Consider the following 26,159-nt stretch of genomic DNA (forward strand, 5'->3'; position numbering starts at 1 on the left):
AGCCGCGACACGGCCTCGCTCACCCGGCGATGGGGCGTCACGTCTCCCAACTTCGCACCGCCTCCGCCGCGACCGCCCGGAACTGGCGGACCGTCCGCTCCCAGCGGTACCCCGCCGCGTGATCCCGCGCCGCCTTCCCCATCAGCTCCCGCCGATGCCCGGAAAGGGCCAGGGTGCACCACGCGGCGGCGAAGGAGGACTCACCGGAGGCGAGCAGCCCGGTCTCCCCGTCGACGACGGAGTCCCGCAGGCCGGGTACGTCGAAGGCGATGGTCGGGGTCTCCCGAGCGGCCGCCTCCGTCACCACCAGGCCCCACCCCTCCACGGCGGAGGGGTGCAGCAGCAGCCAGGCCGCACAGAGCAGCCGGTGTTTCTCGGCCTCGGTGACATGTCCGGTGAACTGGACGCCGGTTCCGGCGAGTTGTTGGAGTCGCCCCCGCTCGGGGCCGTCCCCGACGATCACGAGCCGGCCACCGGTCACCGGCCGTACCCGCTCCCACAACCGCAGGAGCAGATCGATCCGCTTGTACTCGACCAGCCGGCCGACCGCGACGAAGAGCGGCTCGGGCGAGCGGTCCGCCCGCGGACCCGGTTCCTCCACACCGTTGTGGACGACCCGTATCCGCTCCCGCTCGACCCCGATGGCCCGCAGGGCATGCGCGGTGGACGGCGAGACGGCGACCATCAGACCCCGCCCCTGCGCCCCCGTGAGGGCCCAGTGCTCAAGTCTTCGCCCGAGGCGTGCGGCCGGGGCGAGGGCGCCGCCGAACCGCATCCGCCACAGATCGGTGTGGACGTGGTTGACCAGGCACAGCGTGGGACCGCGGTGCCACAGGGGCGCCAGATACGGCACCCCGTTGCAGACCTCGACCAGCAGATCGGTCTCGCCGACCTGACGGGCGAAGGCGGAACGGGCCCGCAGATAGTGCCCGTAGGCACCGCCCGCGGAGACGACCCGGTAGTCGCGGTAGGCCGCGGGGCCACCGCACAGCAGGGTCACCTGGTGGCCGAGGCGGGTCAGCCCGTCGGCCAGGCGGTCCACGAGCAGTTCGGAACCTCCCGCGGCCCGGTTGCCCAGGTCGCGATGGGCCAGGAAAACGATTCGGCGCGGCTGTGGGGGGAGCGCCGGAGGGTGCTGCGGCTGCGTGGGGAACGCGGCGCGCAGCGGGGACGGCACGTGCTGGGGCATCGGTGCTCCAACATGTCTCGGGGTGCGGAAACTCAGCGTGGGGGAAGAAACCGCCGATTGGTTACGGCTGTGGTGGGGTGGGCGTTTCCGTGGGGGAACCGGGGGCTTTCTGTTCACGCGCTGGGTGTGGACTGTGGACGGGTTGTGCCTGGGTGGGGTGGACAGTTTTCGCCCCGCCGTTCGCCACGGCTACTCACCGAGGTGACAATTTCGGGCTTTATTAGAACTGACGTAATGTCACATCGTGAGGGGGGACTGGGGCGATCCGGGCGAATCGGGATGCCGCCTTCCTCGTACCACCAAAACGCCCCCGATCGCGGCCAGTACAAAGCCCGCCACACCCGCCCCAATGGGCACCGTGGTGCCCACCAGGTCCAGCATCCCGCTGTCCTCCTCGGCCTGCTCGACCGCCTCCTTCTGGGTCTCGGTGGTGAACGCGATCTTCTTGCTGTCCAGCAGCACCGCCGCGTCCTTCGCACCGCCCGGCGCGCGCAGGGTGCGCCGCGGCCCGGTCTGTGCGTACAGCACCCGGCCCGTGGCCTGGTCGACCACCAGCTCGAGCCCGTGGTTGGCGTACCACTCCTCGGCCAGCACCTGAGGCCGGTCCGGCAGGTCGACGAGCCGCCCGGGCACCAGCCGGGTCCCGGTCTGTGTCGCCGGCACCGACGCGGTGAACCGGTAACCGGTGTACCCCTGAACCTTCTTGGTACCCCGGTAACTCATCGTGACCGTTCCGCCGAGGGTGTTGTCCCACCACCGGTAGTCCCGCTTCTGGACGTCGAACGGGAACTTCAGGTACGCCTCGCCCTCGATGTGCGGCTTCTCCTCGCAGCAATGCACAGGCCGGGTGGTCTGCCGGTCCATCACCCAGCGGTGCGGCACGTAGTCCAGCGCGTCGTGCGGGTCCTCGGCGGGCAGCGACTTGTCGGTGTCGACGGTCGTGATGATGTCCCAGACCGCGTTCCCGCTCTCCTCACTCTCCGCGACATTGCCGCGCACCCGTTGGGTGACGGTGATCGTCCGGTTCGGCACGGTCTCGATCCGCTCGGTGTCGAAGACGCTGCCCGTGCCCTTGTAGACGGCGGTGGTGTCGATGTCGATCGGGTTCACGGCCGCCCGTGGTTCCACGTACCAGGCGAGCATGGGTGCCAGTACCAGCAAAAATGTGCCGAGACCCAGCAGGACCAGCGAGAAGGGTGAAGCTGTACGGCGCATCCGGGCACTCCAGGGGCTCGGGACGACGCGACATGGGGGGTGGCCGCGCCAAGGGGAAAAGGTGCGCGTGCGAGAGGGGGTGCGGCACGGTTCGGTGCGGGCACCCGTCTGGGCCGGGAACCGTAGGCGCCCCTTGACGTGGTGTCAATGTCTTGTCGACACTGGGCCGGACAGGCAGGGACGGAAAGCCCGGGTGGGGCGACCGAACAGCGGTTGTACAGAGTTGTACAGAGAGGCTGACCCTGCGATGTCCAGACTGCTCGCCGCCGCGCTGACCGTCGCGCTCGCCGCCGCCCTGGCGGTCGGAGCCGCGCTCGGCGTGGTCGCCCTGCTGGAGGCCACCCCCGACCAGCCGAACAATCCCCTGATCACCTACGAACAAGCCGGCCAGGGGAGTTGACCGGTGTCGCCCACCGCCCGCACCGACGCCCCACGCGCCGATTCCGCCGCGTCCCGCTCGGCCTGGCACGACGTCCCGCGCCTCCAGGTGCGCCGCTTCGCGGCCATCGCCATGGCGGAGGCACCGGGCCTGGCCGAGGAGATCATGACGGAGATCCGTCGTGAATACCCCCACCTCCCGTTCGTCCACGACGAATCGGGCGAACCGATCGCGCTGATCGGCATCCGCCGCGCGATCGAGGTCTTCGTCCAGCACCTGGAGACGGCCGAGGGCCGCCCCAGGGTCCCCCCGGACCTGTTCCAGCAGTTCGGCAGGGGCGAGGGCCTGGGCGGCAGGAGCCTGGACTCCCTCCAGGCCATCTACCGCATGGGGGTACGACTGGCCTGGCGCCGTTTCGCCGACATAGGCCAGCGCGTCGAGATCCCGCCACCGGCGATGTACGAGCTGGTGGACGCGGGCTACGAGTACCTGGACGGCCTGGTGGACCAGTCGGTACGGGGTTACGCGGAAGCGGCGGCGCGGCAGGCCGGGGAGCGGTTGCGGCTGCAGCGCCGCCTGATGGAACTGCTGCTGGTGGAGAACCACCGGGGCGACCCGGCCGAGGCCCTCACCGAGCGCGCGGCCCGCATCGGCTGGCCGCTGCCCGGAAAGGTCGCGGTGGGCGTCCTGCTGCGCCCGGCCCGCGAGGCGGTGCCACCGGCGGTGGGGGACGGCGTCCTCCTGGACATGGAGTACGAACAGCCCCGCATGGTCGTCCCCGAACCGGACGCGGCGGGCCGCTCCGAACTCCTCCACCGCGCGCTGACGGGCTGGTCGGGCGCGATCGGCCCCCCGGTCCCCCTGCCGGACGCGGCGAAGTCGCTGCGCTGGGCGGAGGCGGCGGTACGGCTGATGGAACGGGGCCTGTTACCGGCGGGCGAGATGCTGTACTGCACGGAGCACACGGAGGCGCTGGTCCTGCTCCAGCCGGAGGAACTGATAGACGACCTGGCCCTGCGCTGTCTGGCCCCCCTGGCCCACTGCGGCCCCACCCACGGCCGCCGCCTCGCCGAGACCCTGCTGGCGTGGCTGGAGACGAGGGGCGGGGCGCCGGAGGTGGCGGCCCGCCTGGGCGTCCACCCCCAGACGGTCCGCTACCGCCTGCGCCAGATCCGCGAACTGTGGGGCGACGAGATAGACGACCCCGACCGCCGCTTCGAGCTGGAACTGGTGCTGCGGGCCCAGCGGTTGCGGGGGCGGCTGGGGGAGGCGTTGGGCGGCTAGCCCGGTGCGGCCTCACCGCGCGGGCCTGCCTCACTGACAGGGCTCCGTTACTGCGGGAGTCCCCAGACGGTCACCTTGAAGCGGACGGTGCCTTCGTCCTCCACCGGGGCGCTGAGCAGACGCAGGTAGGCGATACGGCCCTCTCCGGTCTGGAGGCAGAAGCGGGTGCCGGTGGTGAGTTCGACCTCGGAGAGGCCGTTCTTCTCGATGGCGGTACGGCAGTCGGCCTCGGTGGGATCGGCGGCGCCGGCGGCCTGGGCCGGCAGTGGTCCGATCTGCCCCTCAGCGTCCACCGGTTCGGCGGCGGTCGCGTCCAGGTAGAGGTCGCGGCCGTCGGTGTCCTGACCGAACTCCTGGGGCGGGTCGGTGTCGAGCTCCAGGTATCCGGCGTCACCGTAGGCGGCTTCGACCGTCCAGTCGGCGGGGCCGTAGGCGGGAGCGGCGGGGGCGGCGGAGTTCGCGGCCTGGGTGGGGTCGCGCGGGGCGGTGGCGGCCGGGTCCGAGTCGCTGCCCTTTTCGCTGCCCGCCTTGTCGCTGCCGGCGTTGCTGTTGTTGCTTCCGTCGTCGTCGGAACCTCGGTCGGTGAGGGTCAGGAGGGTGACCACGATGCCGATGACCGGGATGACGATGCCGACGACCCACCAGGCCCACGCGGGCTGTCCGCCGACGCCGGGTGGAGAAGGCGGGGGTGGGGGTACCGTGCCGTTCGGAGCGCTCAACTCAAGTCCCTGATCCGGTTCTTCGACTGACGAGCGCACACACTACCGACGCCGTGTGCAGGCACGGTGGGGAGTCTGTGTCATCCCCATACGAGGGTGTCCGCACTGACGGGGGCGACCGGCGAGCCGGGACGGGTGCCGGTGGCGTCGACGGTGTAGGCGCCGGGCGTCAGATCGTCGAAGAGGGCGTCGATGGGCTCGGGTCCGGCGAGGACGACGCGGGCGTCTTCGAGGTTGCCGTGTTCGTCGGTGAGGGTGAGACGGACGGCGATCCTCTCGCCGTGGGCGGAGCTGACGCGGACGGCGAGATTTTCGCCGGCGGCGATGACTTCGGGCACGTCGAGGCGGAGGTGGATCTCTCCCGGGGCCCTTACGACGATGTCTGTCGCCGTGAGGATGCCTTCGACCTCGTCGAGGGCGGCGGGGTTGCGCTGGAGGTTGCCGTGGTGGTCGGGGACTCGGCGGAGGGTGTTGCTGTTCATGGGGACATCGGCGCGGCAGGCGGCGACCAGGGGGACGGTGCCGTCGCCGTACAGGGTCTTGTCGGTGTAGTCCGGGGAGAGCGTGAGCGCGCCGTTCGTGGTGAGGCGGGCGGTGGTGGGGGTGTGCTGCTGGATGCCGACGATGGCGTGGGTGGTGGTGAGGGAGGCGGGGCGGGCGTCTTCTGCTGCGCCGAGGTCGGTATGGAAGCGCATGGCGTCTGTGAGCTGGTTGTGGTTGAGCTCTGGGACGGTGACTTCGGTGGTCTTGAGGAGGCCCTCCCTTCCGTTGCCCTGAAGGCAGGCGTATTCGGGGAGGAGCTGGTGGAGGGAAGGGAGGGTGCGGGCGAAAGTGGTGAGGTCGAAGGAGAGGGGGCCGAGGCGTTGGTGGGCGCCGTTGACGAGCTGGTCGAGGGCTCTGGCCGCGCCACGGTAGGGGGTGCCGAGGGTGATGAGCTTGCGGGTGTGGCCGGCGCCGCCCTCCTTCTCGATGTACCAGCGGGCGATGAGACCGCCCATGGAGTGGCATACGAAGGTGAGTTGGGCGGTGGGGTCCTTGCTGGTGGTGCGCCAGCGTTCGAGGGCCGGCTCGACGATTTTGGTGAGGCGGCGGGCGTTGTAGCGGTTGCTCAAGCGCCAGTCGTAGGGGACGGGAAGGAGATTGCCCGTCTGCTCGGTGTAGCCCAGGGAGCGGAGGCGGGCGAGGAGCGTGTCGTAGCCCTTGACCGGGGTCCAAATGCCCGGGATGACGTGCAGGTCGGGCATCAGGTCGACAGGTTCGACGCCGTCACCCGGGTGGTCGTCGCCGATGCCTTCGGGGAGGCGGAGGACGTTGATGGAGCGGCCGAAGGTCTTAATGGCGTCGAGGATGGCGCCGGGGGTGGGGGACCAGACGAGACCGGCCTTGGTGCGGAGGGTGCTGCCCGTGATGCCGGGGAGGACTACTACGAGGTCAGTGGTCATCGCGCGAGGGCCTCCGGAGACGGGCGGTCAGGTGGGGAATGAGGGTTCGGGCGGCGGGGTGGTGGAGGGTGACCTCCGCCAGCACGTCGATCCAGCTGGGGATCTTGTCCGGGGCGAGGTCGCAGGCGGTGTCCAGGAGGGGAGTGGCCGCTTCCACACCCTCGGAGATCACGGCGGCGATGGCGAGGTGGAACTCGGCCTCGGCCGCCAGGGCCTCTTCGGTGGCCGAGATCGCCGCGAGTACCGCGGTGGCCGTCACCACGACCGTGTCGGGCTGCCGGACGGCGTCATGGAGCAGGGCGGTGAAGTGGGTGGGGTCTTCCAGGGCGTCGAAGGCCGGGCCTTCGCGGTCGATCCGCGCAAGCCTGAGCAGCCACTCCGCACGGATGTAAGCGACGTCCTCCTCATCGGACAGCCTGTCCAGGACAACATCGTCCAGCAGTTCGTCGCGACGCTCGGCGAGGAGGGACCGCTGGGCCTCGACCGAGGATTGAGCGAACCTACGGGAGAGGACGAAGCTCACGAGGAGTCCGTAAGCGGAGTCGACACCATCGACCTGGGCCGCGCGCCGCAGCGTGCGGTAGCGGTCGGCTTCATGCTGGGGGACCACGCCGAGCAGCACGTCCTCCACACAGGCGTCGGCCTCTGGGGCGAGTAGCTGAGGGTGCGCGGCGAGATAGTCTCGCTCGGCCTCGTAGCTCCCCGTGTCGATCCAGGCCCAAGCCTCCGCGAGCCGATCGGGATCGAGGGTGAGCCAGGCGGGCGGGGGTGCTCCGGTGAACTCCTGCCAGGCACGGTCGAACCTCTCAGGGCCTGCGGCGCGGTGTCGTCTGCCTTCTGAGTGCAGGACCCATAGGAGCCCCGAGCCTTCGTCCAGGGCCGCCTGCTCTTGGGCCTCTGCGAGCCAGGCAGCCGCCCTCGGCTCTCCCGCAACCGCGCGGGTGGAGCGAGACAGCAGCAGCTTTACTGCCAGGTCGGGACCCACCTCGCCGAGAACCTCCGGCCACAGGCCCTCAGGCGATCCCCCGGCCGCCTCACAGACGGCCGCGTGCGTGACGAGGGTGTTAGCGAACTGGGCGAGTTCAGCCGGGTTTTCTACGACCAGGGTGCGATAGAGAGCGATGGACTCCTCTACGGCGGCCAGTGACTCGGGGACGAGACCGAGGTCGCCGTAGCGGATGCCCAGGCTGTGAAGCGCCGCGGCGAGATCGGGAAGGACGATGCGGTGGGTCGAGGCCAGCGTGCGCCATCGGCCGACCGCCTCTTCGGCGCACTGCAGGGCCTCGAGATGGCGGCCGAGTTCGCCGTGGTACGCGCCAAGGTTGTGCAGGGACCCGGCCAGTTCGCGGAGGCTGTTGGGGTTGTCCTCGGCCAGCGCGCGGTGAATGCCGATGGCTTGCTTGGTGGGTTCGAGCGCGTCGTCGTAGCGACCGAGGTTGCTGTAGTAGGAGCCGAAGTTGTTGAGGGCTCCGGCCAGCGCGTGGAGGTGGGCCCGGTTGTCCATGGCCAGGGGGCGGTATATGCCGATGGCTTCGGCGGTGGCTTCGATTGCCTCGTCGTAGTGGCCGAGATTGTCGTAGTCACTGCCGAGGTTGTTGAGGGCGCTGGCGAGGTCGGACCGGAGGGCAGGGTTGGCGGCGGCCAGGGCACGCCATCGGTCGACGGCCTCTTTCGACAGGGGCAACGCCTCGGTGTGGCGGCCGAGCAGGCTGAAGCGGTTGGCGAGATTGGCCAACGACCGGGCGAGGTTGGGCAGGTACGCGGGGTTGGCCTCCGCCAGGGCGCCCCACTGGTAAGCGGCCTCTTGGCAGAGTTCGAGGGCGTCATGGTGACGGCCGATGTTGCTGTAGTGATTGCTGAGGTTGTCGAGGGATCCGGCGAGGTCCGGGCGATAGGCCGCGTTGTCGTCGACCAGTCCGCGGTAGATCTCGATGGCTTCCTCGGCCGGGACAACCGCTTCGGCCAGCAGGGCGAGGCCGCTGTAGCGGACGCCGAGGTTGCTGAGGGCGCTGGCGAGGTTGGGCAGATGAGCGGCGGGGCTGGTCGCGGCCAGCGCCCGCCGGAGCCGAACGGACCGCTCCGTGGGGGGCACGGCCTCTGCGTGGCGGCCGACGGTGCTGTAGCGGGTGCCCAGGTTGTTGAGGGCGTCGGCGAGGCTCGGCAGGTGGGCGGGGTTGTCCTCGGCCAGGGCGTCGTACAGTGTGACGGCTTCCTCGACGAGGGACAGGGCCTCGGCCTGCCGGCCGAGGTCGCCGTAGCGGATGCCGAGGTTGTTGAGGGCGCTGGCGAGTTCGGGGCGAAAGGCCGGACTCTCGTCGGCCAGAGCGCGGTAGATCTCGATGGCTTCCTCGGCCGGGGCTAAGGCTTCGGCCAGCCGGCCGAGGTTGCCGTAGCGGATGCCGAGGTTGTTGAGGGCGCTGGCGAGGTTGGGGCGTTGGGCCGGATTGGCCTCGGTCAGCGTGCGCCGCAGCCGGACGGCTTCCTCTGCGGGAGGCAGGGCCTCGTCGTGGCGGCCGAGGTTGCTGTAGCGGTTGCCGAGGTTGTTGAGGGCCATGGCGAGTTCGGGGCCATAGGCCGGATTCTCGTGGGCCAGCGTCTGGTAGAGGGCGAGGCTCTCCTCGGTGAGGGGGAGGGCGTCGCTGTGGCGGCCGAGATTGCCGTAGGCGATGCTGAGGTTGATGAGGGCCATGGCGAGTTCGGGTCGGTAGTCCGGATTCCCTTCCGCCAACGCCCGGTAAAGGGCCAGGGCTTCCTGCGTGGGGGCCACCGCCTCCACGTCCTTGCCCCAGTGCTCGAACCGGTTGGCGACCAGCTCCGAGGCCAGGCCGATGTCGGGGAGCAGCGCGACACTGTCCTCGACCAACGCGCGCAGCAGGGCGAGCCCTTCCGGGCCGGCGTCCGCGGCGTGACGCCAGGTGAAGTGCCACAGGTAGAACGGGGCATCCGCCGGGGTCCCCGCCACAAGGCGCTTGCGGTACAGGCCCACAAGCGTCTCGGCCACCGCCAACGCCTGAGGGTTGAAGGGTTCCTCCGCCGACCCCCGAAACCTTGGCCGCAAGTGATCCGCGAGGCTCTGATGCGCCATCCGGTAGACGGCGACTCCTCCCTCGCCGTCCTGCACGACATGGCGCCCGAGCTGCTCGAGTACCCAGCTGATGTCCTCCCGGGTGACCTCCACGCCCTCCGGTGCCTCGACGTTGGCAACGCTCAGCCACTCGTCCTCCGGAAAGCCCGCTCCGAAGGCCCAGGTCAGCGCGCGCAAAAGCGACCTGGCCAGTTCGACCGACGCCGCCGGGACCGCCGCCAGATCCGAGTCCAGTGCCTCCTCCACGGAGTGACTGACCTTGGCCTCCCACCCCTCCACGGACGTGTTGATCGGAGCCGCGGAGAGCTGGTCCGCCACCAACCGCGCCAGCAGGAAGGTGTGCTGGGCCTCCTCCGTGTCCGGAGCGCCTTCCGTGAACAGATGCCCGGCCACCGCCCCCGCGTCCATCCGCTGATCCACGCCACTCAGCCGCAGCCGCACATACTCCCGAAGATCCTCCAGCCCCTGCCGCTGCACCTCCGGCTCGTCGAGATCAAGGCCCGCTCCCTCCGGAGCCAGCGTCCCCACGAGCCCCGGCCGTCCCTCCTCCCCACTGTGCATGTCTCGTGTGGACACCACGACGACCGCATACGGAGCCACCCGGGCCAACAGCTCATCCGCGATCTTGAAAGCCTCCCCCCGAGCCTCATCCAGCCCGTCCATCACCAGCACCGGCGCCGCAGCCCCCTCCTCCACGGCCCGCTGCACCTCACCCACCAGCTCACTGGCGTTCCGCCGGGTCTCCCGCGCCGGCAATAGCCCCGTCCGGACCAGCTGCCCGGCGAACTGATCCGCCGCCAAGTCCGCCGTAAGTCCACGCGCATGCACATGAGCAGCGACCGACCGCTCCTCAGGGAGCGCATGACTCCACTCGCGGCCCTCCCGGAGAAGCCGCTCCCGCTCCTCCGGGTTGGACAGGCTCACGACCCGCCCCAGAATCGCGGACTTGCCCGTGCCCGCCGAGCCCGTCACCACGTGCAGGCCGGGTCGGCCCTCCCGCACCCACTCCACCACCTGGTTCACTTCCGCCGTACGCCCCGTGAACCACGACTGCTCATCCACCGACGCCCCACTCCGCGCCGCCCGCAGCAGGTGCTCCACCACCCGCTCCGGCGCCCCGGCCTCGTACAGCGGATTCGGGAACATCCACCACGCGCTGCCACGCGATCGAAAGTCCGGCGTCTGCGCCCCGCTGCCCCACTCCTTCAGCACGGCGTCGCAGACGTCGTCGCCGCGGACGTATTGGTTGTGGACGGACCACCGCATCCGCAGTTCAGGCAGGTCCGGACCCACCGCCAGCACCTTCCGGAACCGCTGCCCGAACAGCCCGTCGCGTGCTTTCTCCAGCGGCAGGCAGGACGTCACCACACCCACCCACAGCTGCCCCGCTGCCTCCGTGTCCCGCATGATCTGTGACGCCAGGTCGTCCGCCGAGATCCCGTCGCCGGAAAAGCAGGTGTCGAGGACGAAAAGCAGCTGGTTCGCCCCCGATTCCGCGCAGTACAGCACGACGTCGGTCAGGCCGAGGCCGGAGGACGCGCGCGTGCCGCTGTCCTTGGCGAGGAGCCGCAGCGCGCCCGGCGCCGGTAGGTTGGCGTGCCCGCTCCAGGCCAGGACCAGCGCGCTGTCGGCCGGCAGCGATTCCGGGAGCTGTTCGAGGTAGTCCCGCGCCTCCGCCTCCGAAGGATTCCGCAGCGGCTCCCCCTCGAAGGAGCCGCCCAGCAGCGCCGCCAGCCCGTCCACGTCCGCCACCGCGTGATCCAGCTGCTTGTGCGCGGACGACGTGTACTCCCCGACTCCGATCCCGGCCAGACGCCCCTTGAACACCCTCGTGAACAAACCCGTACCCCCCGAGCGGCCCTACGCAGGGCGCCAGTATCCGCCCAGGCCCACCCCGACGCGCCGGAAACCACCAGTCAGGTGCGCCGGGATCCCACGGGCAGACGGGCGAGGTCGGTGCCCACGATCACTCGGCCCGAATAGCCCTTGCTCGCCTTGGTGTGCCAGGTCGCGTCGGAGACGACGTTCGTGGCGCCGGGGACCAGGTGGCTCAGCACCAGCGTGGCCACGCCGGCGCGTTCGGCGAGCGGGCCCACCCGCGTCGCGTCCGTGTGGCTGATCTCCATGTGCCGCAACTGCGCCGGCCTCAGCCCGCCCAGGGCCAGCGTGTCCAGGTCCATCACCTCGTGCACCAGCACGTCCGCGCCCCGGGCGAGCCGCGCCACGTTCGCGCAGGGCGCGGTGTCGCCGCTGAACACCACCGAGCCGTCGGCGGTGTCGAAGCGGTAGGCGAAGGAGGGGAACACCGGCGGATGGTCGACGAGCACCGCGGTCACCCGGACCCGTTCGTCCCGCATCACCTCGAACGGCTCCATCGGTGGCGCCATCAGCTTGCGCGGCCCCGCGCCCTTCGGCAGCGGGAAGCGCACGTCGTGCGGCCGGATCAGGGTGCGGATGTCGGGCCAGCCCTCGCTGCGCATCCGCACGTTGATGTCGTACGCGGTGGCGGCGATGTGCCCGGCGATCAGAGCTTCCGTGCCGGGGGCCGGTTCCGACGGGCTGACGGTGCCGACCGATCGGCCCTTCGGCCAGACGGCGGGGAGGTTCCCGGCGGAACCCGGCCCGTAGACGTCCACCGGGCCGTCCAGCGGCTGGAACCCGCCGAATCGCAGCCACAACAGGGCGTACAGGTCCGACAGATGATCGGAGTGCAGGTGCGTGACGAAGATCGCCGTGAGCTGCCCGGCCGTCAGCCATGCCTGCGCGTACCGGCCGAACGTGCCCGGTCCGCAGTCCACGAGGTAGGCCCGGCCGTCGACGACCAGCGCCGACGCGATACCGGCGCGACCGTGCATGGGGACGGGGCCGCCGCTGGTGCCGAGCAGGATCAGCTCGGTGCCACGGCTCGGCTGGGACGCTGCGTGCGCGGGGGTGGGGTGCAGGGGGACGACGGAGGCGGCAGCAGCGGTGCGCAGCAGGGTGCGGCGGGTGGGGGATGCAGGAGAGGAGGGCATGGCGGCTCCCGGGGTGGAGAGAAGGTGCGGCTGCGGGTACGCGATGGGGGCGCGTGTCACGTGCTGTTGGTCTTCCGTCGCAGTGAACGGCGACGACGCCTTCAGGGCTTTGGGCCGACAGCCCAAACTCCGGCCGCCCTTTGGGGTGTGGAGCCCACCTCGGCGCCTCTACCCCGGCCCCAGGAGCCGGGCGATCTCCAGCGCCACCCGCAGCTCCAGCGCGTCCTGCTCCAGCGGCCGCCCCCACAGCTCCATGGCCCGCCGCACCCGGTACGTCACCGTGTTGCGCGCCACGAACAGCCGCTCGGCCGCCCCCTGTGGACTGCGCCCCTCCGCGAGATACACCCGCAGCGTCTCCCGCAGCTCCCGCACCCGCGGATCATCGGCCCCGAGCGCTCCCAGCACCCGCGCCGCGAACCACCGCGCGTGCTCCGCGTCGGCGGTGAGCAGCGCCGCCGTGCTGACGTCGGCGTAGTCGCACAGCCAGCCCGTACGGCCGAGGCGGGCCACCCGCTCGGCTTCCCGGGCGCCGCGGTGGCTGCGCCGGAAGCCCTCGGCGCCGTATCCCACGGGCCCCAGCGCCACCCGCAGCGGTCTGCGCTCGGGGACCAGAGCGGGCAGCCCGGCCAGCGCGTCACGGGCCGGCTCCGCCGACCAGCAGGCCCACGCCCACAGCTCGGTGGAGCCCGCCGTCACGGCCAGCAGGCACTCCCCGCCGACCGCACGGCACAACTCGGCTGCCAGTTGACGCAGTTCGTCGGCCGAGGTGTCCTGCGAGCGGGAGGTGACGATGAACGCCATGTGGTGCCGGGCCAGTTCGTAGCCGAGGGTGCGGGCGGCGACCGCCCCGCCGATCAGCCGTCCGGCCAGCAGGTCGTCCACCGTGCGGCGGCGGGCGGCCTCGGTGCTGCGCCGCCACCGCTCCCGTTCGGCGACGTACTCCTCGGCGAGCCGGCTGGACTGCAGGTCGGCGTAGACGAAGAGCAACTCGCTGATCCGGTGGACTTCCTGGGCGCGGATGTCCTCGGGCTCCTTGTCGAGCGCCTCCATCAGCCGTGCGTGCAGGTAGGCGTGGCCGAGCCGGACGCCGCGCAGCACCCGGTCCAACGGCACGTTGCGCCGGGCCAGTTCGGCGTTGGCGGCCACCGCCTCCGGTGTCACCAGCGAGCCGGTCGGCTCCGGTTCGGTGGCCAGTCCCCGCAGGGCGGTCAGGACGGTGGCCTCCACCGCCCGCCGGAACGGCGGGTACGCGCCGGGGGTGCCGTGCTCGGGCACCTGCCGCACGATGTGCGCCGCCATGTCCCTGGCCACCTCGACGGCCCAGCCGACCGGTCCGGGACCCAGGGGCCGCTCGGCCACGGCCAGCGTCTCGGGTGGACACGCCGGTTCCGGCGGCACCGCGGACGGCGCCAGGCGCAGCAGCCACGAGGATCCCGGACCGGCGGTCACGCTCACCCGGCCAGTACAGCAGACGGCGCCCTCACCCGCGCCCCTCTCGTCACGACCGCGCCCCCGCAAGGCCTCGCGAGCGCAGCACCCTCCGCTCCAGCGGCGCGAACAGCAGGAGGTCCACGGCGATGCCGACGACCAGGATCTCCCCGATGGCGGCGAGGACCAGGGCCATGTCCTGGTAGGTGCGGGCGTTCTCCAGCAGTTGGCCGAGGCCGAGGCCCAACTCAGGTGAGCTGGCGATGAGTTCGGCCGCCATCAGGGACCGCCAGGAGAAGGCCCAGCCCTGTTTGAGCCCTGCCAGGTAGCCGGGCAGCGCGGCGGGCAGCAGGACGTGCCGGACCCGGGCTGCCCCGGTGGCGCCCAGCACCCGTCCGGCCCGCAGATACAGGGGCGGCACCTGGTCCACGCCCGCCAGCAGCCCGTTCGCGATGGACGGTACGGCGCCCAGCAGGACGACGGCGTAGATGGTGGCGTCGGTGAGCCCGAACCACACGACCGCCGCCGGCACCCACGCCACCGACGGCAGCGACTGGAGCCCCGACAGCACGGGACCGATCCCGACGCGCAGCGACCGCACCGCGCCGAGCAGCAGCCCCAGCGCCGTGCCGATGACGACGGCCGCCGCGAATCCGAGGGCGCCGCGCTGCATGCTCGTCCACACCGTGGAGAACAGCGTGCCCTCGTACCACTGGTCCGACAGCGCCCGCCACACGTCGGCCGGTGACGGCAGCAGGTAGTCCGGCTTGACCTCGGCTTCGTAGGCGAGCTGCCAGGCGAGCAGGACGAGAACGGCGGCGGCCACGGGTGGCAGCACCCGTTCCCGCAGGATCTGCCGGACGGGGGTCCGGGTGGGTCCTGCGGGCCGGCTGTCCAGCGCGTCGAGACCGGCCTCGACGGACGTGGTCTCATTCACCCTGCGGGGCGCGACCGTCTCACCGGCGCCCATGGCGGCGTATCTCCTCCCGCAGCGCGTCGGTGACCAGGGACGTCAGGGCGGCTTCAGGGGTGCCGGTGGCGGTCCACTCGCGGGCGATCCGGCCCGGCCGGGAGGACAGCAGCACGACCCGCTGCCCGAGCCGCACCGCCTCGCGGACGTTGTGGGTGACGAACAGGACGGTGAGGTTGTTCTCGGTCCAGATGCGGGTGAGCTCCTCGTGGAGCACGTCCCGGGTGATGGCGTCGAGCGCCGCGAACGGCTCGTCCATCAGCAGCACATCGCTCTCCTGGGCGAGCGCGCGGGCCAGGGCGACGCGCTGGCGCATACCGCCGGACAACTCGTGGACGCGCTTGCCGTGGGCGTCCTTCAGCCGGACCAGTTCGAGGAGCCGACGGGCCTCCTCGGGCCGCTCGCGCCGGGGCACTCCGCGCAGCCGCAGGGCGAGTTCGACGTTCCGGCCCGCGGTGAGCCAGGGGAACAGGGCGTGGTCCTGGAACATCAGCGCGGGCCGCCGCCCACCGGGCACGTCGATGGTGCCGGCGGACGGCCGGTCCAGGCCCGCGACCAGGTTGAGCAGGGTGGACTTGCCGCAGCCGGAGGCGCCCAGCACACAGACGAACTCACCGCCGCCGACGGTCAGTCCGATGTCGTCGAGGACCGTCTGGCGGCGCCCCGCGGTGTCGAACCACTTGGAGACGTGGGTGAGCTGTACGGCCGGCTCCTCCACCTCGGCCAGGGCGATCGGGCGGGCCGACGATAAGGCCCGCAGCGCTGTTTCTGACATGAGATCAAATCCTTCGGGTTCAGGTGGTCGGAGTGGCCATGGTCGGAGTGGCCACGACACCGAGCTCGGCGTCGTCCACGGCCGGTTCGCCCCGCTGGGCGAGGACCCGGTTGAGCAGGCGCAGATCGAAGATTCCGTCCAGGGCCCGACTGCTTCCGTCGAGCAGCCCGAGCCGGTCGGCCCGGTCCGCCTCCTCGGCGAGCGTCGCCGCGAGCGGATCGTCGGTGAGGCGCACGTGCCGCCAGGCCGCGTCGAGGACGCCGGGCTCCAGTGGCCGGCCGGTCACGGTCTCGATGGCGTCGTTGACGGCCGCCTTCCCCTCGGCGGGGCGGCTCTTCAGCCAGGCGCCCGCGCGTACCGAACCGCGCAGCACAGCCTCGACGACGTCGGGATGGTCGGCCAGGAAGGACGGGGACACCACCACGAGGGCGGTGACGAACGCGCCGTCGTCCCACAGGTCCGCCTCGTCGAGGAGCACTCGTCCGCCGGCGGCGACGAGTTGCGCGGCCACCGGCTCCGGCACCCACGCTCCGTCGATCGTGCCCCGCCGGAAGCTGGTCGGGATCTCCTTGGACGACTGCCGTACCACCGTGACGTCACCGCGACCGGTGTGCGGGTCCACCTCCCAGCCCTGCTCGCGGATCCAGTGCAGCAGCGCGACGTCCTGGGTGTTGCCCGCCTCCGGCGTCGCGATCCTGAGCCCCCGGACGTCGGTGCCGCGCACCTTCGTGTCGCCGTCGACGACCAGCGCGACCCCTCCGGAGGCGGCGCCCGAGACGATCCGCAGTCCGCGGCCCTCGGACCGCAGATAGCCGTTGACGGCGGGCGACGGTCCCATCCACGCGATGTCCACGGCGCCCGCGTTGAGCGCCTCCAGCGCCGACGGGCCGCCGTTGAAGACCTGCGTGCGCAGCCGGGTGCCGCCCAGCTCGCGGGTGAAGTAGCCCTTCTGGACGCCGGTCAGCGCGGTGGCGTGGGTGACGTTGGCGAAGTAGCCGACGGAGACCTCGTCCGCCGACAGCGGTGGTCCGGTGCCCTCGGCCGCTGCCGCCGCCTCCGGCGCCCGTGACCCGTAGCCGCAGCCCGCCGCCAGGAACAGCGGCACGAGCAGCGCGAGGGCCGCGCGGAGCGGACGCCGGAAGAGGGGGTACGCCGGACTGCGCGCGGAGCCTGTGTCACGTCCCCGGCCGGGCGGCCGCCGCCTTGCGATCGCACGTTCCCCCACGCTCGAACGGCTTGGCCGACTCGCGCGGGGGCGCCCCCGTCGCCGCCGTGCGCTGATCCGACCGTGGAGGTGACGCAGGCTCTCAGGCAGCCGCATCGGGAGTTCCCGGAGCGGTCGCGCCGACCATGCCCGCGGTCAGCGTGGCGCCGTCGGCCGGGTCGATCAGCACGAAGGAGCCGGTGCGCCGGCTGTCCTCGTACCGGTCGAACGCCAGCCGTTCGGCGGTGCGCAGGGAGACCTGGCCGATCTCGTTCAGGTCGAGCCGTCCTGGCCCGGGGATCCGGCGGACCACCGCGCGCACGGTGCGCGTGGTGTGCTTCAGGAGTACGTGGTCCCCGTCTTTGAGGGGCCGCTCGTGCAGATGGCACACGGCTGCCTCGACGTCCCGGGACACCGTCGGAAGCGCCGCCGCCGGGACGATCAGGTCGCCCCGGGAGATGTCCAGGTCGTCGGCGAGCCGCAGCGCGCCGGACTGCGGCGAGCGGACCAGCTCGGCCGGGGCGCCCAGCACGTCGATGCCGGTGACGGTGGTGGTGCGCCCGGACGGCAGCACGGTGACCCGGTCGCCGACCCTGAGCACACCGGCGGCGACCTGACCGGCGTAGAGGCGGACGTCCGAGGAGCGGATGACGTACTGGACCGGGAACCGGGCGGGTCCGTCGGTCACCTCGTCCGCGACGGGGACGTTCTCCAGGTGGGCGAGGACGGTCGGGCCTTCGTACCAGTCCATGCGCGTGGACCTCTCGACGACGTTGTCACCGGCGAGCGCGGAGATCGGGATCGCGGTGACCTCGGGAATGCCGAGGTCGGTCGCGAGCCGGGTGAACTTCCCGGCGATGTCCGCGAACACGGACCGCTCGTAGCCGACGAGATCCATCTTGTTGACGGCGAGGACCACGTGCGGCACCCGCAGCAGCGCCGAGACGGCCGCGTGCCGCCGGGTCTGTTCGACCACGCCCTTGCGGGCGTCGACGAGGATCACTGTCAGCGTGGCCGTCGAGGCCCCGGTGACCATGTTGCGGGTGTACTGCACGTGTCCGGGGGTGTCCGCCAGGATGAACCGGCGCCGGGGCGTGGCGAAGTAGCGGTGGGCGACGTCGATGGTGATGCCCTGCTCGCGCTCGGCGCGCAGCCCGTCGGTGAGCAGCGCCAGGTCGGGGCCCTCGCCGGAGGACGCGCGGGCGACGGCCTCCAACTGGTCGGCGAGGACGGACTTCGAGTCGTGCAGCAGTCGTCCCACGAGGGTGGACTTGCCGTCGTCCACCGAGCCGGCGGTGGCCCAGCGGAGCAGGTCCGCCTCGGACGGCTGGGCGGTGGCCATGGGATTCACGCGTCCTTTCTGCGTGCCGGACCCGGCGGTCAGCCGGGACCTGGCTTCCTGGAAGATGCCGCGCACCATCAGCGCGGCGGTGGAATGGGCAGTGGAATGCGGGGGATGGCCGAGGGCCGTCAGGTCGGCGGTCATGTCAGAAGTACCCCTCGCGTTTGCGGTCCTCCATCGCGGCCTCCGACAGCCGGTCGTCGGCGCGGGTGGCGCCACGCTCGGTGAGCCGGGAGGCGGTGATCTCGACGATCACCTCATCAACGTCGGACGCCTCGGACAGCACGGCGCCGGTGCAGGACATGTCGCCGACGGTGCGGTAGCGCACCCGGCGCCTCTCCACCGGCTCACCGTCCCGGGGGCCGCCCCAGTCGCCCGGCGCCAGCCACATCCCGGACCGCAGGAACACCTCCCGATCATGGGCGAAGTAGATGGACGGCAGCTCGATGCCCTCGCGGGCGATGTACTGCCACACGTCCAGCTCGGTCCAGTTGGACAGCGGGAAGATGCGCACATGCTCGCCGGGCAGGTGACGGCCGTTGTACAGCTGCCACAGCTCGGGCCGCTGGCGGCGCGGGTCCCACGTACCGAACTCGTCCCGCAGGGAGAAGACCCGCTCCTTGGCCCGTGCCTTCTCCTCGTCGCGCCGTCCGCCGCCGAACACCGCGTCGAACCCGCCGCCGCTGATCGCCTCCAGCAGCGGCAGCGTCTGGAGCGGATTGCGGGTGCCGTCGGGACGTTCGCGCAGCACACCCCGGTCGATGTAGTCCTGTACGGACGCCACATGGAGGGTGAGCCCATGTGCGGCCACCACTCGGTCCCGGTAGGCGAGCACCTCCGGGAAGTTGTGGCCGGTGTCCACATGCAGCAGCGCGAACGGCACCGGCGCCGGTGCGAACGCCTTCAGCGCCAGATGCAGCATCACCACGGAGTCCTTGCCGCCGGAGAACAGCAGCACCGGCCTCTCGAACTCCCCGGCCACCTCCCGGAAGATGTACGCCGCCTCCGCCTCCAGGACGTCGGTGTGTCCGAGCCGGGCGGCAACCGTGGTCACAGCACCCCCCGTTGACTCATCAGCGCGTGCACGGCGCTCACCGACTCGTCCACGGACTGGAGTTGGGTCTCCACCTTCACGTCCGGGTGCTGCGGGGGCTCGTAGGGGTCGTCGATACCGGTGAGACCGGACAGCCGTCCGGCGCGGGCCTGCGCGTACAGGCCCTTCACGTCGCGTACGGCACACACCTGGAGCGGCGTCGCGACATGCACCTCCAGATACGGGGTGGCGCTCGCCTCGTGCCGCTTGCGGACCGCCTCCCGGCTGTCTGCGTAGGGCGCGATGACCGGGACCAGCACCAGGATGCCGTTGCGTGCCAGCACCTCGGCGACCAGGCCGATGCGCTGCACGTTGGTGTCCCGGTCCTCGCGGGTGAAGCCGAGGCCGGCGCTGAGGAAGGTGCGTATCTCGTCGCCGTCGAGTACTTCGACCCGTCGTCCTTCCCGGGTGAGGCGGCTTGCCAGTGCCTGTGCCAGCGTCGTCTTGCCGGAGCTGGGCAGTCCGGTCAGCCACACCGTGGCGCCTTGGGTCGGCGGGGTCCTCATGCGCTGCTCCTCGCCGTCGAGCCGGCCATGGGGACGACACCGTGCGCGGCGAGCACGGAGAACCCGGCGGCGCACGCCTGGTCCAGCTCCGCGCGCTCGGCGTCGGGCAGGTCGCGCCAGGAAGACGTGGGCGCGCCCACCTTGGCCGCGCACCGGCGCTCCCAGTCGCTGTCGACGAAGTCCGCGCCGAGGAACTCGCCGATGCGGTGCAGGGACTCCTCGGGCGCTGCCAGCAGGTCCTCGTACCACAGGTGCAGCACGTTCTCCTGCGGCAGTTGGGACATCGCCTCCATGCCACGCTGCATCTCGTCGGCCCAGTACGTGCCGAACAGGGAGACCGGGAGCCGGTAGTCGCGCACGGCGTCCGCGTCGAAACGATCCGGCAGGAACGGCAGCAGCTCCTCCGGTACGAAGCCCAGATCCCGTTCGACGTCCGGCGCGGGGGTGCCGGCGTACGGGTCGTGGCCGAGAGTGAGGTTCAGGGCCATCACCACCGCCGCCATCCGGAAGCCGGTGTGCCGGCTCATGGACAGCGCGGTGTCCCGGCCGTCGCGCACGATGTGCAGATAGCGGGCGTCGGGGAAGTGCTCGCGGAACTGTCCGGCGAGGATCAGCGAGCCGCCGCTGCGCTCGGCCCACAGGGTCTTGCCGAAGCGGGTGCACAGCCAGGCGAACATACGCCGGTAGTGCTCGCCGGCTCGGGCGTCCGGGAAGTCGGCGACGGCCGCCCCGAGTTCGTCGTACAGCTCGTCGGGGGTGTCGGAGAGGTGGGGGAGGGTGGTCATCAGGACGGCCGGGACACCGGTGGCGGCCTGGAAGCGGGTGGTCGCCGAGGGGCGGTAGAGGACTTCCCTGGGGGCCAGGCCGTGGGCGCCCAGCAGTCGGTTGACGGTGTTGCGGGAGGACAGGACGTCCCAGAACTCCGCCGCTGTGAGGGGGCCTTCGGGGAAGACCCGGGCGGTGATCCGGTACATGTCCGTGAGGTGGTTGAAGAGCTCGGACAGGCTGAGGGCCTGCGGGTGCTCGCGCAGCAGCTCGGAGACCAGGGTCGAGCCGCAGCGTCCGGTGCCGGTGACGAAGACCTGGCCCGGTGAGGTCGGAGTGGGCATGGCGCAGCTGTTCCTTCCGTGCGTCCTTGGGGTGGTGTCCGTGGGTCGTGCGGGAAGGCGTCGCGGGCGCCGACGGAGTGCGGTCCGTCGGTGCCCCGGCCGGTGTCAGGACCGGCGCAGCAGGGCCGCGTACAGCGTGAGCCCGGGGCCGAAGGCCATGGCGACCACCGGTCCTTCGGTGCGGGGCAGGCGCTGGAGGACCATCAGGACGGTGGGCGAGGAGCAGTTGCCGCACTCGTCGAGGACGCCGTAGGAGGCGTCGAGTGCGCCGGCGGGCAGTTCGAGACGCTCGCCGACGACCTCGAGGATGCGCTTGCCGCCCGGGTGCACGGCCCAGCCGGTGACCTCCTCGGGCCTGAGTCCGTGCGGGGCGAGCAACTGGTCGCGGACCACCTCGCCGACGTGCTGCGCGAGGACGTCGGGCACCCTCGGCGAGAGGCCCATCTTGAAGCCGAGGTCGGTGATCTGCCAGCTCATGAGGTCGGCGGTGCTGTGGTCGGTGACCGCGACGACGTCGACGACCTCGTAGCCGGAGCCGGCGTCGGGCTCCAGGACGACGGCCGCGGCGGCGTCGGCGAACAGGGCGTGCGCCACGATCTGTTCGATGTCCTGGGTGGGCGGCTGGACGTGCAGCGAGGTCAGCTCCAGGCAGAGCAGCACCGCGGGACGGCCGCGCGAGGCGACGAAGTCGGAGACGGCGCCGAGCGAGGGGACGGCGGCGTAGCAGCCCATGTGGCCGATGAACAGCCGCTGGACCTTGCTGCTCATGCCCAGCTCGTCCGCGAGCCGTAAGTCGAGGCCGGGTGTGGTGTAGCCGGTACAGGAGGCGACGGCCAGCATGCCCACGTCCGACGGGGCCAGGCCCGCGGACTCCAGGGCCGCGGAGACGGTGCGCTTGCCCAGCGGCACAGCCTCCTCGATGTAGCGCTCCATGCGCTGTCCGGTACTCCAGCCGGAGACTTCCCGCTCGGCGCGCGGGTCCACGGCCGTGGAGCGGGAGCTGATTCCGGAATTCTCGAATATCCGGCGCGCCAGCGGGAAGCCGTCGTAGTGCTCCAGGAAGAATTCCTTCCACAGGTCGTCCTGGCTGGTCCGGGTATCCGGAAAGGAATGCGAGGACCCGGTGATGACGGGGCGCGCGGCGGCACGCAGCCCATGGCGGGCAGGGGCGATTTTCTCTTCGAGATGCATGCGTGTTCCCTTGGCTTTTGGGTGGCGTAATAGAGGGAATCGTGCGTGCTGATGGGAGTCCGCCCGGGCTTCTTTGCGCAGGTCGGACTGCCCAATGGAACATGCGCCAAATTGGGCGCATGAAAGATGAAAGAAGAGTGGTCAGACTCTCCCCCGTTCGATCCGGATGCGATCCGGTGACCTCAGTCAAACACGACGCTTCCGGTGGAATCAAATATTCCAGTGTAAATTTCCTCGCCGGTAACATTGACCGGCGCAAAAACGTCGGCCTGCCTTCGGGTAAACCCGGAAGGCAGGCCGACTTCGTGTTATTCGGTCCGCTTCTGACGTCTGAAATCGGGTCCGGTTAATTCAGCCAGAGCCGGCATTGATTTCAGTCAGCGGCCGCGCGGGTCCGGTTCGGGCCGCCTTGTGCAGCCGTGCGCCCTCGATGTCCAGATCGGGCAGCAGCCGGTCCAGTCCGCGTGGCAGCCACCAGGCGCCGCGTCCCACCATCGCCAGGACCGCCGGCACCAGGGTCATCCGTACGACGAAGGCGTCCACCAGCACGCCGAACGCCAGGGAGAACGCGATGGGTTTGACGATGGCGTCCTCCGTCGTCACGAAGCTGGCGAAGACGAAGAACATGATGAGCGCCGCCGCCGTCACCACCCGTGAGGCCTGTCCGGCGCCGTCGATCACCGCGTCCCTGGCCCGGCCGGTGCGCACCCACTCCTCGCGCATGCTGGACACCAGGAAGACCTCGTAGTCCATGGCGAGTCCGAAGAGCACCGCCATCAGCACGATCGGCAGGAAGCTGACGACGGGTCCGGTCCTGGCCACGTCCAGCGCCTCGGCGAGCCAGCCCCACTGGAACACGGCCACGACCGCCCCGAAGGACGCCCCGACCGAGAGCAGGAAGCCGATGGTCGCCTTGACGGGCACGACCAGCGAACGGAACACCAGCAGCAGCAGGATCAGACAGAGCCCGACGACCACCGCCGCGAACGGCAGCAGTGACGCGCTCAGCCGGTCGGAGACGTCGATCCCGATCGCCGTGGTGCCGGTGACCGACACGGCGGCGCCGGTCTCCCGCTCGATGACGGCCGCGTCGCCGCGAATGGCTTCGACCAGGTCCTGCGTCGACTCGTCCTGCGGTCCGCCCTCCGGTACGACCTGGATCACCGCCCGCCCGGACTCCGGCGCGTACTGGGGCTGACCGACCTTGACCACGCCCGGCAGCTCCTGCAGCCGTCCGGTCACCGCGGCCGCCTGCCGCTGCCCGGCCTGCCCCTGGGTGTCCGCCTCGGCGAGGACGAGCAGCGGCCCGTTGAACCCGGGCCCGAACGCCTCGTCGACGGTGTCGTACGTCTCGCGCTGCGAGGTCCCGTGCGCCGCCGTGCCGTTGTCGGGCAGCGCGAGCCGCAGGTCGGCGGCTGGCAGCGCCAGGGTCACCAGGGCGGCGACGGTGCCGACGACGACGAGCAGCGGGCGCCGGGTGACGAGCCGAGCCCAGCGCCGCCCCAGGACGGACGCCTTCGCCGCGGGAGTCCCGGCGGTGTCTTCCGCGTCCTTCGCGACATCGTCGCCCGCGGCGCTGTCGCCCGTGGCAACGCCCGCTGCGCCCATCGCCGCCCGCCGCGCGGCCCGTGACCCCGGACGTGGCGTGAGCCGTGCCCCAGCGAGGCCGAACAGCGCCGGCAGCAGCGTCACCGCCACCAGCACGGCGATGAGCACCGTCGCCGCCGCGCTCAGACCCATGACCGTCAGGAACGGGATCCGCACCACGACAAGACCCACCAGCGCGACGACGACCGTCGTCCCGGCGAAGACCACCGCGCTGCCCGCCGTACCGACCGCGCGTCCCGCCGATTCGTGTGGCTCCAGCCCTCGGGCGAGCTGGGTCCGGTGCCGCGACAGCACGAAGAGCGCGTAGTCGATGCCCACCGCGAGACCGAGCATGAGCGCGAGGCTCAGCGCGGTCGACGACACCGTCACCCCCGAGGACAGCGTCAGCAGTCCGGCGAGCCCGGTGCCGATGCCGACGAAGGCGGTCAGCAGCGGCATCCCGGCGGCGAGCAGCGAACCGAAGGTGAGGGCGAGCACCGCCAACGCGACCACGACACCGAGCAGTTCGAGGACGCTGGGGGTGAGGACGCCGTTGCCGTACGCCTGACCGCCCACGGAGACCTCAAGGCCCGCCTCCTCGGCGGCCTTGGTGGTGTCCTCCAGTGAGTCGAGCGTGCCGTCGTCCAGGTCGGAGCGGCTGACGTCGTAGTTGACCTGGGCGAGTGCGGTGCGTCCGTCGGGGGTCACCGTGCCGGCCTTGTCGGGCGGTATCACAGCGGCGACCTGCGGGGCGTCCTGCGCCGCGGCCAGGGTCCGCTGGATGCCCTGCGTGGCGCCTGGATCGGTGAGACGGGCGCCCTCGGGCGCGGTGAACACGATCTGCGCGCTGGTGCCCGCGGCGGCCGGAAAGTCCTCGGCCATCGTGTCCTGCGCCCGCTGGGATTCGGAGCCGGGAATCGTGAACTCGTTGTCGAGCCTGCCGCCCACGACGAGCAGCGCGCAGACGGCGCCGGTCAGCACGGCGAACCAGGCAGCCAGGACGAGCCGCCGACGGCGGTAGGCGCCGAGACCGAGCCGATAGAGCCAAGTCGCCACGGAAGATGCTCCTCGTGCAGTAGGGGCAAGTGCGGTGGGGGGAGTGGAGGGCGGGGGAGCGGCGCGGGTCAGGCCTTCACGGTCGTACTGCCTCCCGCCAGCTCCAGGCGCAGCCCGTCGGCGGTGACGTCGAGCCGTTCCGGCTCCAGGTCGAGGGGCAGCTCCGACAGGTCGACCTCCCGCGGGGCGTCCCCGAGCAGTTGCCCGGCGAGGGCCTCGGGGAGGACGCGTTCGCCGACGCGCACGGCGGTGCGCTCGAACCGGATGCCCTCCTGCTCGAGGACAGGCCGGAAACCGACGGAGATCCGTCCGGCCGGCCCGGCGTGCACGATCAGCTCGCCCGTTTCCTGGTCGGTGGTGACCGCTGCGATGTTCAGCGCGCCCCCGGTCATCGTGGCGACGGCATCGGCCAGGGCTTTGTCCGTCAGTTCGGCGCTGACCCGGGTGTCGGCCACCGAAAGTCCGTCGCCGGTGCGGACCACATCGGCGAGTTCGGCGTGCAGGTCCACCCCGGAGAACCGGCGGAAGGTCGCGCCCTCACCGGAAACCTCCACGCGGGGGAAGGCCCCACGGGCCAGTTGCAGCATCACCGGTGTCGGTCCGAAGCCCACGTCAAGGGCGGTGTGCAGGCGCTCCTCCATGCGGTCCGCGAGCCGGTCGGCCGCCCGATGGCGTGCCACCGCCTCGACCGCGACCCCGGTGACCAGCACCGCGCTGACCACGCCCAGGGTCATCACGCGGGCTCTGCGGGAGATCCGCACGCGGAGCCCACGCCCCCTCCGAGAAAGTGTCATGACTGACACCATACCTAATCTGTCATGGCTGACAGATTCTGTACCGTCGGTTTTGCGCCTGAGATACTCCGCACATGGCAACCCTCGACACCTCCCCCGCGGAGCCGCGCGGGCGTCGCGAGGCGCACAAGGCGGCGACCCGCAAGGCCCTCCAGGAGGCCGCCCACCGCATGTTCGAGGAGCGTGGCTACGCGCGGACCACGGTGCGGGACATCGCGGCGGCCGCCGGGGTCACCGAGCGGACCTTCTTCCGCTACTTCCCCTCCAAGGAGGACCTGGTCCTCGACGAGGCCCTCGACCTCATTCCGGTCATGCGGGCCCATGTCATCGCCCGGCCCGCCGGCGAGGATTCCTATGCCGCCGTCCTGGGCGCCTGTCTCGACCTCATCGCCGACGGCACCCCCGGCCTGATGTTCAGTGGGCCGCCGCAGCGCTTCCCCGGCCAGCCGGTGCGCCAGTTCCTGCCGGTGCTCAGCCAGTTCGAGGACGGCCTCGCCGACGCCCTGCGGGAGCGGCTGGCCGAGCACGACCCCGACTCGGCCACGCCGCTGCGCGCGGCCGTGCTGGCCCGGGCCGCCGTCGGCGCGATGCGCTCCGCGCTGTTCGTGTACGCCGGTCTGCCGGAAGGCGAACGCACGCCCGCCGTGGCGCACCAACTGCTGGCTTCCGCGTTCGCTCACCTCCGGGAGGCGTGAGAGCGCGGCCCCGTGGCCGCCCGCCCATTGCCCAGGCAAACCCGCCACGAGTAGCCTGTGTTCGTCATTCCGATCGGCTGTT

At 71.3% G+C, this 26,159-nt stretch carries 20 protein-coding genes; 3 read left to right on the forward strand and 17 right to left on the reverse strand.

Annotation, left to right across the window (positions count from 1 at the left end):
- Positions 1 to 37: 37 nt before the first annotated feature.
- Both ACWDRW_RS06720 and ACWDRW_RS06725 read right to left on the reverse strand, forming a co-directional pair.
- Positions 38 to 1,189: a glycosyltransferase family 4 protein gene (locus tag ACWDRW_RS06720; RefSeq protein WP_451721039.1), complete on the reverse strand. Its 1,152-nt coding sequence runs from the start codon at positions 1,187 to 1,189 to the stop codon at positions 38 to 40.
- A gap of 237 nt (positions 1,190 to 1,426) precedes the next feature.
- Positions 1,427 to 2,404 (reverse strand): DUF3068 domain-containing protein, encoded by a 978-nt coding sequence (locus tag ACWDRW_RS06725; protein ID WP_451721041.1) that lies wholly within the window; start codon positions 2,402 to 2,404, stop codon positions 1,427 to 1,429.
- Positions 2,405 to 2,651: 247 nt separating this feature from the next.
- Here ACWDRW_RS06725 and ACWDRW_RS06730 point away from each other — a divergent pair, with 247 nt between their 5' ends.
- Complete coding sequence (locus ACWDRW_RS06730) at positions 2,652 to 2,804, forward strand: hypothetical protein (RefSeq protein WP_015660618.1); 153 nt, start codon at positions 2,652 to 2,654, stop codon at positions 2,802 to 2,804.
- 3 nt (positions 2,805 to 2,807) lie between these two features.
- Entirely contained in the window at positions 2,808 to 4,067 is a 1,260-nt protein-coding gene (locus ACWDRW_RS06735) for a PucR family transcriptional regulator (RefSeq protein WP_451721043.1), read from the forward strand.
- A gap of 47 nt (positions 4,068 to 4,114) precedes the next feature.
- On the opposite strand, the gene ACWDRW_RS06740 is transcribed toward ACWDRW_RS06735, so the two are convergent.
- From ACWDRW_RS06740 to ACWDRW_RS06810, 15 genes are all read right to left on the reverse strand, one after another.
- Positions 4,115 to 4,786, reverse strand: coding sequence for a hypothetical protein (locus ACWDRW_RS06740; protein ID WP_451721045.1), 672 nt, complete (start codon positions 4,784 to 4,786; stop codon positions 4,115 to 4,117).
- Between the two features lie 80 nt (positions 4,787 to 4,866).
- The gene (locus ACWDRW_RS06745) at positions 4,867 to 6,228 is read right to left on the reverse strand and encodes an esterase/lipase family protein (RefSeq protein WP_451721047.1); all 1,362 of its coding nucleotides are present in this window, start codon (positions 6,226 to 6,228) and stop codon (positions 4,867 to 4,869) included.
- Positions 6,218 to 11,140, reverse strand: a complete 4,923-nt coding sequence (locus ACWDRW_RS06750) for a tetratricopeptide repeat protein (protein WP_451721049.1) — start codon at positions 11,138 to 11,140, stop codon at positions 6,218 to 6,220. The genes ACWDRW_RS06745 and ACWDRW_RS06750 overlap by 11 nt, the downstream gene beginning before the upstream one ends.
- A gap of 89 nt (positions 11,141 to 11,229) precedes the next feature.
- On the reverse strand, positions 11,230 to 12,327 hold the full coding sequence (locus ACWDRW_RS06755) for an MBL fold metallo-hydrolase (protein WP_451721051.1): 1,098 nt from the start codon (positions 12,325 to 12,327) through the stop codon (positions 11,230 to 11,232).
- A 168-nt stretch (positions 12,328 to 12,495) separates the two neighbouring features.
- Entirely contained in the window at positions 12,496 to 13,782 is a 1,287-nt protein-coding gene (locus tag ACWDRW_RS06760; protein WP_451721053.1) for a PucR family transcriptional regulator, read from the reverse strand.
- 43 nt (positions 13,783 to 13,825) lie between these two features.
- A complete protein-coding gene (locus ACWDRW_RS06765; protein ID WP_451721055.1) occupies positions 13,826 to 14,725 on the reverse strand; it encodes an ABC transporter permease in 900 nt (299 codons plus the stop codon).
- The gene (locus tag ACWDRW_RS06770; protein ID WP_451721057.1) at positions 14,712 to 15,500 is read right to left on the reverse strand and encodes an ABC transporter ATP-binding protein; all 789 of its coding nucleotides are present in this window, start codon (positions 15,498 to 15,500) and stop codon (positions 14,712 to 14,714) included. The genes ACWDRW_RS06765 and ACWDRW_RS06770 overlap by 14 nt, the downstream gene beginning before the upstream one ends.
- A 19-nt stretch (positions 15,501 to 15,519) precedes the next feature.
- Positions 15,520 to 16,611, reverse strand: a complete 1,092-nt coding sequence (locus ACWDRW_RS06775; RefSeq protein WP_451721383.1) for an ABC transporter substrate-binding protein — start codon at positions 16,609 to 16,611, stop codon at positions 15,520 to 15,522.
- Positions 16,612 to 16,807: 196 nt separating this feature from the next.
- Positions 16,808 to 18,046 (reverse strand): sulfate adenylyltransferase subunit 1, encoded by a 1,239-nt coding sequence (locus tag ACWDRW_RS06780; RefSeq protein WP_451721384.1) that lies wholly within the window; start codon positions 18,044 to 18,046, stop codon positions 16,808 to 16,810.
- Positions 18,047 to 18,191: 145 nt separating this feature from the next.
- Positions 18,192 to 19,100 carry a sulfate adenylyltransferase subunit CysD gene (cysD, locus tag ACWDRW_RS06785; RefSeq protein WP_451721059.1) on the reverse strand — a complete coding sequence of 303 codons (909 nt, stop codon included), beginning with the start codon at positions 19,098 to 19,100 and terminating at the stop codon, positions 18,192 to 18,194.
- Positions 19,097 to 19,645, reverse strand: coding sequence for an adenylyl-sulfate kinase (cysC, locus tag ACWDRW_RS06790; protein ID WP_451721061.1), 549 nt, complete (start codon positions 19,643 to 19,645; stop codon positions 19,097 to 19,099). The genes cysD and cysC overlap by 4 nt, the downstream gene beginning before the upstream one ends.
- Positions 19,642 to 20,754, reverse strand: coding sequence for a sulfotransferase (locus ACWDRW_RS06795; RefSeq protein ID WP_451721063.1), 1,113 nt, complete (start codon positions 20,752 to 20,754; stop codon positions 19,642 to 19,644). The genes cysC and ACWDRW_RS06795 overlap by 4 nt, the downstream gene beginning before the upstream one ends.
- A gap of 105 nt (positions 20,755 to 20,859) precedes the next feature.
- On the reverse strand, positions 20,860 to 21,945 hold the full coding sequence (locus tag ACWDRW_RS06800; protein ID WP_451721065.1) for a type III polyketide synthase: 1,086 nt from the start codon (positions 21,943 to 21,945) through the stop codon (positions 20,860 to 20,862).
- 351 nt (positions 21,946 to 22,296) lie between these two features.
- Complete coding sequence (locus ACWDRW_RS06805) at positions 22,297 to 24,588, reverse strand: MMPL family transporter (RefSeq protein ID WP_451721067.1); 2,292 nt, start codon at positions 24,586 to 24,588, stop codon at positions 22,297 to 22,299.
- Between the two features lie 68 nt (positions 24,589 to 24,656).
- Complete coding sequence (locus ACWDRW_RS06810; RefSeq protein ID WP_451721069.1) at positions 24,657 to 25,382, reverse strand: LmeA family phospholipid-binding protein; 726 nt, start codon at positions 25,380 to 25,382, stop codon at positions 24,657 to 24,659.
- A 74-nt stretch (positions 25,383 to 25,456) separates the two neighbouring features.
- On the opposite strand from ACWDRW_RS06810, the gene ACWDRW_RS06815 reads away from it, so the two are divergent.
- Entirely contained in the window at positions 25,457 to 26,077 is a 621-nt protein-coding gene (locus ACWDRW_RS06815) for a TetR family transcriptional regulator (RefSeq protein WP_451721071.1), read from the forward strand.
- Positions 26,078 to 26,159 lie beyond the last annotated feature (82 nt).

This window comes from Streptomyces sp. NPDC003635 (genome assembly GCF_053587635.1).